Source organism: Roseovarius albus (genome assembly GCF_900172335.1).
Taxonomy (GTDB): Bacteria; Pseudomonadota; Alphaproteobacteria; order Rhodobacterales; family Rhodobacteraceae; genus Roseovarius; species Roseovarius albus.
In genome coordinates this window covers 121,534-136,112 of record NZ_FWFX01000008.1, presented here as the reverse complement: position 1 = coordinate 136,112, position 14,579 = coordinate 121,534, and the positions used below count along the sequence as shown (strand labels likewise).

12 protein-coding genes are annotated in these 14,579 nt (G+C 54.7%); 10 read left to right on the top strand and 2 right to left on the bottom strand.

Annotation, left to right across the window (positions count from 1 at the left end; translation table 11 throughout):
• Positions 1–40 precede the first annotated feature (40 nt).
• The 7 genes from ROA7450_RS13490 (at position 41) to ROA7450_RS13460 (ending at position 8,183) form a co-directional block, all read left to right on the top strand.
• Positions 41–253: a hypothetical protein gene (locus ROA7450_RS13490; protein ID WP_085806376.1), complete on the top strand. Its 213-nt coding sequence runs from the start codon at positions 41–43 to the stop codon at positions 251–253.
• Between the two features lie 28 nt (positions 254–281).
• Complete coding sequence (locus ROA7450_RS13485) at positions 282–917, top strand: glutathione S-transferase family protein (RefSeq protein WP_085806375.1); 636 nt, start codon at positions 282–284, stop codon at positions 915–917.
• Between the two features lie 16 nt (positions 918–933).
• Complete coding sequence (locus ROA7450_RS13480) at positions 934–2,145, top strand: acetyl-CoA C-acetyltransferase (protein WP_085806374.1); 1,212 nt, start codon at positions 934–936, stop codon at positions 2,143–2,145.
• Between the two features lie 20 nt (positions 2,146–2,165).
• Positions 2,166–4,367: a 3-hydroxyacyl-CoA dehydrogenase NAD-binding domain-containing protein gene (locus tag ROA7450_RS13475; RefSeq protein WP_085806373.1), complete on the top strand. Its 2,202-nt coding sequence runs from the start codon at positions 2,166–2,168 to the stop codon at positions 4,365–4,367.
• Between the two features lie 39 nt (positions 4,368–4,406).
• Positions 4,407–5,285, top strand: coding sequence for a hypothetical protein (locus ROA7450_RS13470; protein ID WP_143534452.1), 879 nt, complete (start codon positions 4,407–4,409; stop codon positions 5,283–5,285).
• A gap of 109 nt (positions 5,286–5,394) precedes the next feature.
• A complete protein-coding gene (locus tag ROA7450_RS13465) occupies positions 5,395–7,026 on the top strand; it encodes a long-chain-fatty-acid--CoA ligase (RefSeq protein ID WP_085806371.1) in 1,632 nt (543 codons plus the stop codon).
• A gap of 131 nt (positions 7,027–7,157) precedes the next feature.
• Positions 7,158–8,183 carry a hypothetical protein gene (locus ROA7450_RS13460; protein ID WP_085806370.1) on the top strand — a complete coding sequence of 342 codons (1,026 nt, stop codon included), beginning with the start codon at positions 7,158–7,160 and terminating at the stop codon, positions 8,181–8,183.
• 2 nt (positions 8,184–8,185) lie between these two features.
• On the opposite strand, the gene ROA7450_RS13455 is transcribed toward ROA7450_RS13460, so the two are convergent.
• Together ROA7450_RS13455 and upp are read right to left on the bottom strand one after the other, a co-directional pair.
• Positions 8,186–8,578 carry a hypothetical protein gene (locus ROA7450_RS13455; RefSeq protein WP_085806369.1) on the bottom strand — a complete coding sequence of 131 codons (393 nt, stop codon included), beginning with the start codon at positions 8,576–8,578 and terminating at the stop codon, positions 8,186–8,188.
• 21 nt (positions 8,579–8,599) lie between these two features.
• The gene (gene upp / locus ROA7450_RS13450) at positions 8,600–9,232 is read right to left on the bottom strand and encodes a uracil phosphoribosyltransferase (protein WP_085806436.1); all 633 of its coding nucleotides are present in this window, start codon (positions 9,230–9,232) and stop codon (positions 8,600–8,602) included.
• Positions 9,233–9,440: 208 nt separating this feature from the next.
• Here upp and ROA7450_RS13445 point away from each other — a divergent pair, with 208 nt between their 5' ends.
• The 3 genes from ROA7450_RS13445 (at position 9,441) to prpE (ending at position 14,574) form a co-directional block, all read left to right on the top strand.
• Positions 9,441–11,720, top strand: a complete 2,280-nt coding sequence (locus tag ROA7450_RS13445; RefSeq protein ID WP_085806368.1) for an NADP-dependent malic enzyme — start codon at positions 9,441–9,443, stop codon at positions 11,718–11,720.
• Positions 11,713–12,459, top strand: a complete 747-nt coding sequence (locus ROA7450_RS13440; RefSeq protein ID WP_085806367.1) for a hypothetical protein — start codon at positions 11,713–11,715, stop codon at positions 12,457–12,459. The genes ROA7450_RS13445 and ROA7450_RS13440 overlap by 8 nt, the downstream gene beginning before the upstream one ends.
• A 228-nt stretch (positions 12,460–12,687) precedes the next feature.
• On the top strand, positions 12,688–14,574 hold the full coding sequence (gene prpE / locus ROA7450_RS13435) for a propionate-CoA ligase PrpE (protein ID WP_085806366.1): 1,887 nt from the start codon (positions 12,688–12,690) through the stop codon (positions 14,572–14,574).
• Positions 14,575–14,579: the final 5 nt, after the last annotated feature.

Here is a 14,579-nt window from a genome sequence, read left to right as displayed (position 1 = left end):
CTTACCCGTGAATTGAGAGCCGCCAAAACTAGGATATCTAATGCCCAAACGCTTTCGCCTGACCCGCCGCTTTAACACCGCGATGACAGAAGACGGATACCGCCGTCTGCGTCGATTTGCACAAGAGGCTGGGTTGGACGAAGGCGAGGCACTCTCTTTTCTCTTTGAGAACTTCGATAGCGTGATCGACGATAAAACCTTTGGGCATCGCTTGCGGATGTTCAATTCGGAACTGGAGGCGCGCAAAAAGTGACGCCCCATCAAAAACAGGGAACGAAAGCATGACGATCAAGCTTTACTGCATGGGCGAAAGCGGCAACGCCTATAAGGCTGCTTTGGCACTGGAACTGTCCGGATTGGATTGGGAACCGGTCTACGTTGATTTCTTCGGCGGGGAAACCCGGACCGATGCCTTTCGCGAGATCAACGTGATGGGCGAGGTTCCAGTCTTAGTGGATGGGTATACGACACTGACGCAATCGGGTGTCATGCAGATGTACATCACCGAAAAGACCGGAAAATTTGGCGGTGCGACACCCGAAGAGCAGCGTGAGGTCATGCGCTGGGTGTTTTGGGACAATCACAAGCTCAGCTCTCAGGCTGGAATGACACGGTTTTTGATGAACTTTTTGCCTGCGGATAAACGCCCGGCGGACGTGATCGGATTTACCCAAGGGCGCCTGAAAGCTGCCTACACCGCGTTGAATGAGCATCTGGAAGGCCGCGACTGGATTGTTGGCAACGGAATCACCAATGCTGACATGTCTTGCTGTGGCTACTTGTTTTACCCCGAGCCGTTTGGCTTTGACCGCGCTGAGTGGCCCAACATCGACCGCTGGCTCAGCAACATTGAGAACACACCGGGGTGGAAACATCCCTACGACCTGATGCCCGGCAGCCCGGCTGACCGCGCCTGATATTGAGGAGGAATCCATGACCGAAGCCTATATCTATGACGCCGTGCGCACGCCGCGTGGCAAGGGCCGCAAAGACGGCGCGCTACATGAAGTAACTGCAGCACGCTTGTCTGCACAGGTGATGAACGCCTTGAAAGACCGCAATGGTCTGGAAGGCCATGCGATTGAAGATGTGATCTGGGGCAATGTGACCCAAGTGATGGAGCAGGGTGGCTGTCTTGCACGGACTGCCGTTTTGGCATCAGATCTGGATGAATCCATTCCCGGTCTGGCGATCAACCGCTTTTGCGCCTCGGGTATGGAAGCTGTGAACCTCGCTGCCAATCAGGTCAAAGGTGGTGCAGGCGAAGCATACATTGCGGGCGGTGTCGAAATGATGGGCCGCGTTGCCATGGGCAGCGATGGAGCGGCGATTGCCGTCGATCCGAGTATTGCGATGGACACGTATTTTGTCCCGCAGGGCATCAGTGCTGACATCATCGCAACGGAGTACGGGTTCACCCGCGATCAGGCTGATGCATTGGCTGTTGAAAGCCAAAACCGCGCCGCAGCGGCTTGGAAAGACAATCGTTTTGAAAAATCTGTCATCACCGTCAAAGATCAAAACGGTTTGACCATTCTGGACCACGATGAATATATGCGTCCCGGCACCGACATGCAGGCGCTGGGTGCATTGAACGCCAGCTTCCAGCAGATGGGTGAGGTCATGCCCGGCTTTGATGCCGTGGCCAAACTCAAGTACCCGCATTTGGAAAAGATCAACCATATTCACCACGCCGGCAACAGCTCGGGCATCGTGGATGGTTCCGCTGGGGTCCTTATCGGCAATGCTGAGTTTGGTAAGAAGTACGGGCTCAAACCGCGCGCACGCATTCGCCAGACCTGCAAAATCGGTACTGATCCTACTATCATGCTGACTGGCCCGGTGCCAGCAACGCAAAAGATTTTGGCCGACAGCGGTATGAACATCTCGGACATTGATCTGTTCGAGGTGAACGAGGCTTTCGCCTCGGTCGTGCTGCGCTTCCAACAGGCCTTCGATGTTGATCCGGAACTGGTCAACGTCAACGGCGGCTCTATCGCCATGGGTCACCCTTTGGGCGCAACCGGTGCGATCATCATCGGCACCTTGCTGGACGAGCTGGAGCGGACCGACAAAGAGGTTGGTCTGGCGACGCTGTGCATCGCATCCGGCATGGGTGCGGCTACCATCATTGAACGTGTGTAACGGGTGAGAGGAGAAATAAGATGACTGATTTCACCATGAAGACAGACGCCGATGGCGTTGCAATCATCACCTGGGACACCGTTGGCAAGTCCATGAACGTGATGAATGAACAGGGCTTTTTCGATCTGGAAAAGCTGGTTGATGAGGCGCTGGCCGATGATGCGGTCAAAGGCATAATCATCACCTCTGGTAAAGAGGGTACATTCGCCGGCGGCATGGATCTGAACATCATCGCTAGAATGAAAGAAATGGCGGGCGATGAACCGGCGCAGGGCCTGTTCGATGGGCTGATGCAAATGCACGGTATTTTGCGCAAGATCGAGCGCGCGGGCATGGACCCCAAAACCAACAAGGGTGGCAAACCGATTGCGGCGGCACTTCCCGGGACTGCGCTGGGCATTGGTCTGGAAATTCCGCTGTCGTGCCACCGTATTTTTGCCGCAGATAACCCAAAGGCCAAAATTGGCCTGCCTGAGATTATGGTCGGTATCTTTCCGGGCATGGGCGGCACCACCCGTCTTGTGCGCAAGATGGGTGCTATGGCCGCCTCACCTTTGTTGCTGGAAGGTAAGTTGAACGACCCGAAAAAAGCCAAAATGGCAGGCGTTGTTGATGAGGTTGTGGCGCCTGAAGAACTGATCGCCAAAGCCAAGGAATGGATCCTGTCCGAGCCCAAGTTCGTGAAGCCTTGGGATGAGAAGGGCTATAAAATGCCCGGCGGCGCACCCTATCATCCTGCAGGTTTCATGACCTATGTTGGTGCCTCCGCGATGGTGAACGGCAAAACGCAAGGCGCATTTCCTGCGGCCAAGGCACTGTTGTCAGCGGCTTACGAAGGCGCGCTTGTACCGTTTGATACCGCGATCAAGATCGAAGCCCGCTGGTTCACCAATGTTTTGATGAACCCAAGTTCAAGCGCGATGATCCGTTCGCTTTTCATCAATAAGGAAGCACTCGAGAAAGGGGCTAACCGCCCCGATGTAGCCGATGAACGCGTCAAGAAAGTTGGCGTTCTAGGCGCGGGCATGATGGGTGCGGGTATCACGCTGGTGTCAGCAATGGCCGGAATGGAAGTTGTCCTGATTGACCAAAAACAGGAAGCGGCCGACAAGGGGAAATCCTACACTGCTGACTATATGGACAAGGGCATCAAGCGCGGTAAAGCCACCGAAGCCAAGAAGGAGGCCACGCTGGGTCAGATTACTGCCACTACCGACTATGCCGCGTTGGCTGGCTGTGACCTAATCATCGAAGCGGTGTTCGAAGATCCGGGTGTAAAGGCCAAAGTCACCAAAAAGGTGCTGGAGCATGTCGGTGACGATTGCATATTCGCCACCAATACCTCGACCCTGCCGATCACAGAGCTGGCCAAGGCCAGCGACAAGCAAAATCAGTTCATTGGCATTCACTTCTTCTCGCCTGTTGAGAAAATGATGCTGGTTGAGATTATCAAGGGCAAGGAAACTGGCCCGCGTGCGGTGGCTAAGGCACTGGATTACGTCCGCCAAATCCGTAAGACTCCGATCGTGGTGAATGACGCGCGGTTCTTCTACTGCAATCGTTGCATCATCCCCTACATCAACGAAGGTATCCGCATGGTCGCGGAAGGCGTGGCGCCTGCGCTGATCGACAATGCCGCGCGTCAGTTAGGTTTTCCAGTCGGGCCGCTGCAACTGGTCGACGAAACCTCGATTGATCTGGGCGCCAAAATCGCCCGTGCGACCCGCGCGGCGATGGGCGAAGACTATCAAGATGGTGCCGTTGATGAAGTGATCTTCTGGATGGAAGAGCAGGGCCGCCTGGGTCGCAAATCCAACGCGGGCTTCTTTGATTATGATGAAAAGGGCAAACGCCAAGGATACTGGGAGGGTCTTGCCGAGCAGTATCCGCAAGCAAATGAGCAACCCGACCTCATCACCGTGCAGCACCGCTTGATGTTCGCGCAGGTTCTGGAAGCTGTCCGTGCACTGGAAGAGGGCGTTTTGGAAGACATTCGTGAGGGTGACGTTGGCGCCATTTTGGCATGGGGCTTTGCGCCTTGGTCTGGCGGCCCATTCTCATGGCTTGATATTATCGGCACGCCTTATGCGGCAGAACGCTGTGATCAACTGGCCGAGACCTTTGGCCTACGCTTTGCGACGCCTGCGTTGTTGCGCGATATGGGCGACAAGAACCAAAGCTTTTACAAGCGGTTCGCAGCCCCGGCTGAAAGAGCCGCCTGAATAATGGCAATCTCGCCGCAGCCCCTTCCATGGAGTTTGGTGCTGCGGTTGATGCTTGGACTAATGCCACCGGTTTTGCTGGTGGCGTTTTTTATGGCGCCCGCATACATCGCCACAATCACGGCTGCGCTGCTAATGGGGGCCGCCGGGGCGATTATGGGGTCAATCCGTCGGGCGATGTTGGCCGCGGCACTTGCGCCAGTGCCTATGTTTGGCTCTCTGATAGGTATCGATCCGCGAATTGCGGCTTTGGCATTGACGGTCATTGCAGGATTTGAAGCCTGCCGTTTTGGCGGGCGCAGTTTCAGCCTATCCTTGATTGCAGCTGTGATGCTCGTGCACGGTCAAAACTTGGGGACTGATATTCAAACTGCTCTTGTCGTGTTTGCTGCTGGCGTGTGTTGGAGTTTGGGTATTGTGAAGTGGCTCAAATTCGATGCTAAGGCCGCCGCGCCTGCCATCGGTCTTCGGGAAAGTATCGGGCTTGCTTTGCTTCTGGCGTTGGGATTACTGGTGTCCGTTGCAATTGTGGAGCACTCTGAACAACCATTCGCTTATTGGATCATTCTGATGTTTCTGTTCCGGGCGTTGGCTCCGACCCAACAGTTGCACATTAGAACGTGGAAGTTTGCCCAAGGTGCCATCGCCGGAGCAGGCATTGCGATGTTGTTGGAGATCTACGTCATGCCGGGTGCTTATGTCCGTCTGGCCATTGCTTTTGCCGCGGCGTTTCTTGGTCTGCGGTATGTGACCTTGGTTTCGCCTCTTCCCGCGATGTTTTTTTGTGTCGGCATTTTGTTGCTTGGGGCCCCCACACCGGAAGCTGCGGGATTTCGGATTGAGGCCGTCCTGATTGTCGCATTTTTGGTTCTATGTTTAAGTGAGTTCCTGCGTATGCTTCTTGTGAAACGAGAATGAGATTGATTGAAAGCAGAAAATTCAATTGTCTGACATTTAAAGTTTGATTGCGAAAAGAAACTCAATATTGTCTGTCAAACTTCACCACACAGGAATCAGGGAGGATCCGATGGGCTGGATGAGAGATGAGACCGGGCTGGATAAAACGGCTGCGAATTTTGTGCCCTTGACGCCTTTGTCGCATTTGCGGCGCGCGGCGCAGGTTTTTCCCGATACGGACGCTGTCGTCTATAAGGGTTTTCGCACCACCTATGCGCAATATTATGAGCGCTGCACGCGTCTGGCATCGGGCTTGGCGGCACTGGGTGTTGCCCCGGGGGATGTCGTGGCGACTCTGCTTCCCAACGTGCCAGCCCATGCCGAAGCACACTTCGGGGTGCCTGCGTGCGGTGCTGTTCTGAATACTATCAACACCCGGCTAGAGGCAAATACCATCGCCTACATCTTTGATCATGGCGAGGCCAAGGCGTTGCTGGTCGATACGCAGCTCTTGCCCGTGGTCGAGGAAGCATTCCAATTGATGGAAGGTGCAAAGCCTACGATCATCGAAGTTGCTGATACACAAGCCGGGCACACGCCAAGTGGCGCGCATACCGAGTATGAAGATATGCTGGCTGCCGCTGATCCTGCGTTCGAGTGGATCATGCCGCAGGACGAATGGGAAAGCCTTGCACTGAACTACACATCCGGCACCACAGGGCGGCCCAAGGGCGTGGTGTATCATCACCGGGGCGCCTATCTGATGACCATGGGTACAGCGATTTCATGGCCGATGCCGCGCGGCACCCGGTACCTGACTATCGTGCCCTTGTTCCACTGCAACAACTGGAACCATGTGTGGACCCTGCCGATGGTCGGCGGCACGGCAATTTGTTGCCGGGATATCACGGCCAAGAACATTTACGATGCGATCGCGGACGAAGGTGTATCACACTTTGGCGCCGCTCCGATTGTGTTGAACGCCATTGTCAATGCCAAGGAAGAAGAGCGTCGTGAGTTCGACCATGTCGTTCAGGTGTTCACTGCAGGTGCCCCGCCGCCAGCGGCTACCCTGCGCGCCATTGAGCCGATGGGTTTCCACGTCACACAGGTTTATGGTCTGACCGAGACCTATGGGCACGTGACCGAGTGCTTGTGGCATGACCATTGGGATGCTGAGCCCGAGGAGGAGCGGTACGCGATCAAGGCGCGCACTGGGGTTCTGATGCCGATGATGGATGACATCACGTCGATGGATGCGGATAACATGACGCAGATTCCGATGGATAGCACCACTCAGGGTGAGATCATGATCCGCGGGAACTGTGTGATGAAGGGGTATCTGAAAAACCCAGATGCCACGGCAGAGGCCTTTGAAGGCGGCTATTTTCATTCCGGGGATATCGCCTTGCAGCATCCTGATGGATACCTGAAGATTGCAGACCGGGCGAAGGATATCATTATTTCTGGCGGAGAAAACATTAGCTCAATCGAGATCGAAGGCGTGTTGATGAAACACCCTGACGTCCTGCTTTGTGCGGTTGTCGCAATGCCACATGAAAAATGGGGCGAAGTGCCCTGTGCCTTTGTTGAGCTGAAAGAGGGAGCCAACCCGAGTGAGGCAGATATCATTGCCTTCACGCGCGAGCATCTGGCGGGTTTCAAAACGCCGAAAAAGGTTGTGGTGCAGGAGCTTCCCAAGACGTCGACAGGTAAGATCCAGAAGTTTGAGTTGCGCAAGGGCTTCAAGATTATCGAATAAGCCCAGTGAGGTGCGATGATGTGCGTGACAAGGCGCAACTGCCCAGTCAGGCGCATGCGCCATGATCTGGGTTCCGGTTGCGCTTGCGCCGTGTTAGGCTTGTCGAAAATGGCAGAGCAGGCCAACAGGATATGACCGCACTTGAAGAGTATGATCGGATAGAGGCCGCAGGCCTTTGGCGTCCATCACCAGATGTGCAACGCACCGATGCGATTGCATCTATTGGTGATGCCACTCTGGTGATTACCGACCTACGCGAACGCCCTCTGGCGCATTGGTCTTTACCCGCCGTGTGCCGAGCAAACCCCGGGGAGTTGCCTGCGGTCTACCATCCGGATGGCGATCCGGGAGAGACGTTGGAACTGGCCGAGAGCGAACACCACGTCATCGAAAAAATTGAACAGATTCGATCCGCTATTGAGCGAAAACGACCACATCCGGGGCGGTTGCGATTGGTAGTCTTTCTGCTGGTGATTTTGTCTGTCGTCCTGGCATCGGTTTTCTGGTTGCCGGGGGCTTTGCGTCGGCACGCCGTTGCAGTGTTGCCCGAGGTGAACCGTGCCGAGATTGGCTCGGCACTACTCGAACGCATTCAAACCGTTTCTGGAGCGCCCTGTAATTCTGGTCGGATCTCGGCGCTTGAGCAACTGGCGCAACGCGTTACGCCGGATGGCAGTCTACCCCCCAATCTATTGGTGATGCGCGATGGTGTGCGGGACACGGCAAGTCTACCGGGCAATACCATTTTGGTCGGCCGCAATCTCTTGGAAGACTTCGAAGAACCCAGCGTCGTTGCTGGGTACCTGATCACCGAACAAGCCCGAGTTGGGCAAGAGGATCCATTGGAGGTACTGCTGAGGCATTCTGGCGTCGTTGAAAACATACGGTTGCTCACTACTGGAAACGTTAGTGAAGATGTTTTGCAGGCTTATGCAGAGGATTTGCTAACCGAACCGCCTGCTCAGATCGAAGAGCAATCCTTGTTGGCGGCATTCGAGGATCGCGGTATTGCGTCGAGCCCTTATGCCTATGCGCTCGACGTCTCTGGTGAGAGCACTTTGGGTTTGATTGAAGCCGATCCTCTGATCGGCGCACAGCCCCTTCCGATTCTAAGCGATGCAGATTGGCTACGGTTGCAAGGGCTTTGTGGAGGATAATGTTATCTATCTCGCCGCGCTGTTGGGTCGGGCTTGTAATCGTTGGGATTTCCTCGTGGCACCGTACGGCTCAAGATCCGGTCTGATTGCTCCATGCCTGCCAAGGTCTGATGTGCACGCTTTGGATTAAATCGGTCAGCATCCCACACCCGTTTGTACCCTCTTGGCACGGAAGTGATTTCAGCGGCGCTCTGTTGGCTGGCATAGACATGTTTAGGTACGACCCGGGTTTGGGAGGTCACAACCGTTTTGGGGCCGGCAATTTGCTTGGCTGTGATGCCGGATTTATCAGAAAGAAGGCGCAGTTCTGCTGGGTCCGCAGACTGTGCTTGTGCAAGCGACGTCGCAGAGCCGAGGGCCAAGAGTGCCACTGCAAATGTACGAATTAAGGACATGGGTTACCTATTCCGTTGGTGCTATTTAGTTCCAAACATGCGGTCACCGGCGTCCCCAAGGCCGGGCAAGATGTAACCGACATCGTTTAACCGGTCATCCAAAGAGGCGGTGATAATGGGCACATCTGGATGCGCCTTTTTCATAGTTTCAACCCCTTCAGGCGCGGCCAGCAGGCAAAGGAAGCGAATGTCTTTGGCGCCAGCTTTTTTGATAAGATCAATCGCGGCAGCGGAAGAGTTTCCGGTCGCCAGCATCGGATCTACGGCAATGACGCATCGGTCCTCAAGATGGTCAGGAAGCTTTTGATAGTATTGCACGGGCATTAGCGTTTCCTCATCGCGATATAGCCCAACAAAGCCCACGCGGGCAGAGGGGATGATATCACGCATGCCTTCAAGCATACCGTTTCCGGCGCGCAGGATCGAGACCAGCGCAAGTTTGCGTCCCGCAAGGCATGGCGCATCCATTTGTAGGAGAGGCGTCTCAATAGAGCGAGTCGTCAGGGGGAGGTCGCGTGTCGCCTCATAGGTTAGCAGTTGGCTGATTTCACGCAGCAGCTGACCAAAAACAGCGGTGGAGGTTGTCTTCTCGCGCATCAAGGTAAGCTTGTGTTGAATCATCGGGTGTTTCACGATGGTCAGATGGTCTTTCATATCGTTGGTTCCTGATTGCCGCAGCTGGGTGGTATATTCCATGAATGCTCGCCCTAAGGCAACGCGCATTGATTGGCTTGTTTTGAAAGTCCTTATCTTTCACATTGCTTTGTACGCCGAGGCCTTGCACAGTATAGAAAGTACTTGGTGGCGCTTGCGCTTTTTAGAAAGTAGTTTAGCGTTAAACTAATCTGCATGGGAGAGTAAAGTGAGCGACAACACACGGGAAAACCTGCGTCAGGCAGCGTTGAAATATCATGAATTTCCGCAGCCTGGTAAGCTAGAGGTCCGTGCGACCAAGCCGCTTGCGAATGGTCGTGACTTGGCGCGTGCCTATTCTCCGGGCGTGGCGGAGGCTTGTCTGGAGATAAAGGCAGATCCGTCCGCGGCGAATAGATACACATCGCGCGGTAATCTGGTGGCGGTGGTCTCAAACGGAACTGCTGTATTGGGATTGGGTAATATCGGTGCTTTGGCGTCCAAACCGGTGATGGAAGGCAAGGCAGTTCTATTCAAAAAGTTCGCCAACATCGATTGTTTTGATATCGAAGTGGATGAATCTGACCCCGAGAAACTGGCTGATATCGTTTGCGCTTTGGGTCCGACATTTGGGGCGATCAACCTCGAAGACATCAAGGCACCGGACTGCTTTGTTGTCGAAAAGATTTGCCGCGAGCGGATGAATATCCCTGTATTCCACGATGATCAGCACGGGACCGCGATTGTTGTAGGGGCTGCGGCAACCAATGCACTGCATGTTGCGGGTAAGAAATTCGAAGACATCAAGATTGTCTCTACCGGAGGCGGTGCGGCGGGCATAGCGTGCTTGAATCTGTTGTTGAAGCTCGGTGTGAAACGCGAAAACGTTTGGCTCTGCGACATTCACGGCTTGGTTTACGAAGGCCGAACTGAAGACATGAACCCGCATAAGGCGGCGTTTGCCCAAAAGACAGAAAAGCGCACGTTGGATGATGTTGTCGAAGGCGCAGATATGTTCCTTGGCTTGTCAGGGCCGCGGGTGCTGAAACCCGAACATGTCAAGCAAATGACCGATCAACCCATCATATTTGCCTTGGCAAATCCAACGCCCGAGATCATGCCGGAGTTGGCACGTGAAGCTGCGCCAGATGCCATCATTGCAACGGGGCGCAGTGATTTCTCTAATCAGGTCAACAACGTCCTGTGTTTCCCGTTCATTTTTCGCGGTGCGCTGGATGTGGGTGCGACCGAAATTAACGATGCAATGCAGGTGGCATGTGTTGAGGGCATTGCAGAATTGGCACGCACCACTACCAGTGCCGAGGCGGCTGCTGCGTATAAGGGCGAGCAGCTGACCTTTGGGCCAGATTATCTGATTCCAAAGCCGTTTGATCCACGCCTGTCCGGGATTGTGTCCACCGCAGTGGCACGCGCGGCAATGGAGACAGGCGTATCGAAAGCTCCAATTGAGGATCTGCAGGCTTACAAAGATCACCTCGATGCCAGCGTTTATAAATCAGCCCTGTTGATGCGGCCTGTGTTTGAGGCAGCTGAGCAGGCCTCGCGTAGAATCGTCTTTGCCGAAGGAGAAGATGAGCGTGTGCTGCGTGCGGCACAAGCGATATTGGAAGAAACCACGGAACAGCCGATCCTGATCGGCCGTCCTGATGTGATCAACCTCCGCTGTGAACGGCTGGGCTTGGATATCCGGCCTGAGAAGGATTTCAGCTTGGTAAACCCCGAGAATGATCCACGCTATCGTGACTACTGGGGCAGTTATCACCAGATCATGCAACGTAAAGGCGTGACGCCGGATCTGGCCAAGGCAATCATGCGGACTAATACCACGGCGATTGGCGCAGTGATGGTGCACCGTGGCGAGGCCGACAGCCTGATTTGCGGCACGTTTGGCGAGTTCCGCTGGCATATGAACTACGTACAGCAGGTCTTGGGTGATGCGGATCACCACCCCCAAGGTGCACTCTCGTTGATGATTTTGGAAGATGGTCCGCTTTTTATCGCCGATACGCATGTGCGTGTTTTCCCAACACCCGAGCAATTGGCGGAAACCGCGATGGGCGCGGCACGCCACGTGCGCAGGTTTGGGGTTGAGCCCAAGATCGCCTTTTGCTCGCAATCGCAGTTTGGCAATCAGGGGAGCGATTCAGGTAAACGCCTGCGGGGTGCGATTGAGATCTTGGACAGCGAGCCGCGCGATTTTTGTTACGAGGGTGAGATGAACGTTGATGCTGCACTTGATGCAGAACTCCGTTCGCGACTTCTGCCAAACAACCGAATGGAAGGCGGGGCAAATGTGCTGATCTTTTCCAATGCGGATGCGGCGTCAGGAGTGCGCAATATCCTCAAGATGAAGGCCGGCGGCTTGGAGGTCGGCCCAATTCTCATGGGTATGGGCAACCGCGCGCATATCGTGACCCCGGGGGTTACCGCACGTGGTTTGCTCAATATGGCGGCCATCGCGGGGACACCGGTTCAGCAATATGGCTAAGGTGATTTGGCACGGCCTTATTGTCGTGCTGCTGACGGTTGTAACGCAGATCGGTGGAATTGCTTGGCTCGTTGGGCTTTGGTTTCGCCGCCCTTTTTTGTGGTTCCTGCCGATCTATGTGGTTCTAACGATTGCAGTTGGTTTCATCGTGCCTGTCTTTGGGCGTGTGCCACTTCCTTGCAGTGCTGATGGCGCGTTGCAAAGCCAGTCATATCTCTACTGTGCGCTCAATCGGCATTACGTCACACCGGAAATGTATGACTTGGCCACTGATCTGTCTGACCATATGGAGCAGAAGTTTCCAGGGACGATCACTCAGACCCTGGATGGTGGCTTCCCGTTTGTGACCGGCTTTCCTTTGCTTCCTCACCTCAGTCACGATGACGGAGAAAAGTTGGATTTCGCATTCTATTGGGCAGATGAAAATGGGGAGTACCTGCCCGGGGTGAACCGTAGTCTGATTGGATACTGGGGCTATGCCAAGGGTCCAACAGAATGCCCTGTTCGCTGGAGCGATCTGCGTTGGGATTTTCCTGTACTAAATGCGCGCTGGCCAGCCTATGAGGTTGAGTATCAGCGCTTGTCGGTGGCGTTGAGGTACCTTGCTGAGGATGTGCGAACAGGAAAAATACTGGTTGAGCCGTATCTCAGTGAACGAGCTGGCGTTTCCCATGATAAGATCCGGTTTCAGGGATGTCGCGCGGCACGGCACGACGATCATATCCATGTTCAGCTATAGAATGACAGAATCACTTCAAGCAATTTACGTAGTTAAGTTCGCAACTTTGCAACAGAGCATGACGAGGTTTGTTAAGTGCTCGTGATCTGAGAGGTTTGCAAAAATTTGCAACACTCTTGTACGCAATTCTGCAAATTTGTGCGGTAATCCGCCGCGTTTTTGTGCAAGACTCTTGTCGGATGGGGCAGACGTGCCGTAACACTTTGACCAACAGCGGGGAGGAATACCATGGTATACAAAGAAGTTTACGAACGTTGGCAAAGTGATCCCGAAGCCTTCTGGATGGAGGCAGCCGAAGCAATTGATTGGGATCAAAAACCCAGCAAGGCTTTGTTCGACGATAACGCGCCTTTGTACGAATGGTTCTGCGACGGTAAGGTCAATGGATGTTATAACGCGGTGGATCGCCATGTTGAAAATGGCCGTGGTGATCAGGTGGCAATCATCCACGACAGCCCCATCACGGGTAGCATCAGCAAGATCACATATGCCGAGCTGCAAACCCGCGTAGCATCGCTTGCAGGTGCATTGGCGGCAAAGGGGGTCTCCAAGGGCGACCGCGTCATTATCTATATGCCAATGGTCCCCGAGGCGCTTGAAGCAATGCTCGCCTGTGCCCGGATCGGGGCAATTCACTCTGTTGTGTTTGGAGGATTTGCGGCGAATGAGTTGGCCGTACGGATCGATGACGCGCAGCCCAAGGCCATCATCGCCGCCTCTTGCGGGTTGGAGCCAGGACGTGTCGTGGAATATAAACCCCTCTTGGATGGCGCGATCGATTTGGCCACGCATAAGCCAGAGGTTTGTGTGGTTCTTCAGCGCGAACAATGTGCTGCCGAAATGACCGAGCGCGATGTCGACTGGCATGCTTTTCAAGAGGGTGTCGCGCCGGCAAATTGTGTGCCCGTTGAGGGCAACCACCCGGCCTATATCCTTTATACCTCAGGCACCACAGGGGCCCCAAAGGGCGTTGTGCGTCCGACCGGCGGTCATTTGGTGGCGCTGAACTGGACCATGAAGAACATCTATAACGTTGATCCCGGTGATGTGTTCTGGGCGGCTTCTGATGTAGGCTGGGTCGTGGGGCACAGCTATATTTGCTATGCACCTTTGATCCATGGCAACACGACCATCGTGTTCGAAGGCAAGCCGGTGGGCACCCCGGATGCAGGCACCTTCTGGCGGGTGATTGCTGAGCATAATGTGCGCAGCTTCTTTACTGCTCCTACCGCGTTCCGTGCGATCAAACGCGAGGACCCGAAAGGCGAGTTCATTAAGAAATATGACATCTCAGGCCTGCGTGCGCTGTTTCTGGCCGGGGAACGTGCGGATCCCGATACGATAGAATGGGCGCAGGACATCATGGGCGTGCCGGTTTACGATCACTGGTGGCAAACCGAAACAGGTTACACCATGGTGGGTAATCCTGCGGGAATTGAGGCGCTACCCGTCAAAATCGGCTCGCCCACTGTGGCGATGCCCGGGTTTGATGTGCAGATTCTGGATGACGAAGGCAACCAGATGGCGCCCAACGAGTTGGGTGCAATCGCAGTGAAACTTCCTTTGCCGCCTGGGACATTGCCGACGCTTTGGAATGCAGAAGACCGGTTCCGGAAAAGCTATCTCAACACCTTTCCCGGATATTATGAAACGGGTGATGCAGGCATGATTGATGAGGATGGATATCTCTACATCATGGCCCGGACGGACGACGTGATCAACGTGGCCGGGCACCGTCTGTCTACGGGCGGAATGGAGGAAGTTCTGGCCGGGCATCCTGACGTGGCCGAATGCGCGGTGATCGGTGTGACGGATCAGCTCAAAGGGCAATTGCCGGTCGGATTCGTCTGCCTAACTAAAGGCGTTAACCGTCCGCATGGGGATATTACGGCGGAATGTGTGAAATTGGTGCGTGAAAGGATCGGTCCGGTGGCGGCATTCAAGCTGGCTGTGGTAGTGGAACGGTTGCCCAAAACCCGTTCGGGCAAAATTTTGCGCGGGACGATGGTCAAGATTGCCGATAGTGAAGAGTTCAAAATGCCCGCAACCATTGATGATCCGGCCATTCTGGATGAAATCCGCGATGCTTTGAAAACCATCGGCTACGCGGCCTGATCAAA

Coding starts and splice junctions, on each gene's coding strand:
- ROA7450_RS13480 (WP_085806374.1), top strand. CDS start 934: ATGACCGAAGCCTATATCTATGACGCCGTGCGCACGCCGCGTGGCAAG.
- ROA7450_RS13460 (WP_085806370.1), top strand. CDS start 7,158: ATGACCGCACTTGAAGAGTATGATCGGATAGAGGCCGCAGGCCTTTGG.
- upp (WP_085806436.1), bottom strand. CDS start 9,232: ATGAAAGACCATCTGACCATCGTGAAACACCCGATGATTCAACACAAG.
- prpE (WP_085806366.1), top strand. CDS start 12,688: ATGGTATACAAAGAAGTTTACGAACGTTGGCAAAGTGATCCCGAAGCC.
- ROA7450_RS13440 (WP_085806367.1), top strand. CDS start 11,713: ATGGCTAAGGTGATTTGGCACGGCCTTATTGTCGTGCTGCTGACGGTT.
- ROA7450_RS13465 (WP_085806371.1), top strand. CDS start 5,395: ATGGGCTGGATGAGAGATGAGACCGGGCTGGATAAAACGGCTGCGAAT.
- ROA7450_RS13475 (WP_085806373.1), top strand. CDS start 2,166: ATGACTGATTTCACCATGAAGACAGACGCCGATGGCGTTGCAATCATC.
- ROA7450_RS13455 (WP_085806369.1), bottom strand. CDS start 8,578: ATGTCCTTAATTCGTACATTTGCAGTGGCACTCTTGGCCCTCGGCTCT.
- ROA7450_RS13485 (WP_085806375.1), top strand. CDS start 282: ATGACGATCAAGCTTTACTGCATGGGCGAAAGCGGCAACGCCTATAAG.
- ROA7450_RS13490 (WP_085806376.1), top strand. CDS start 41: ATGCCCAAACGCTTTCGCCTGACCCGCCGCTTTAACACCGCGATGACA.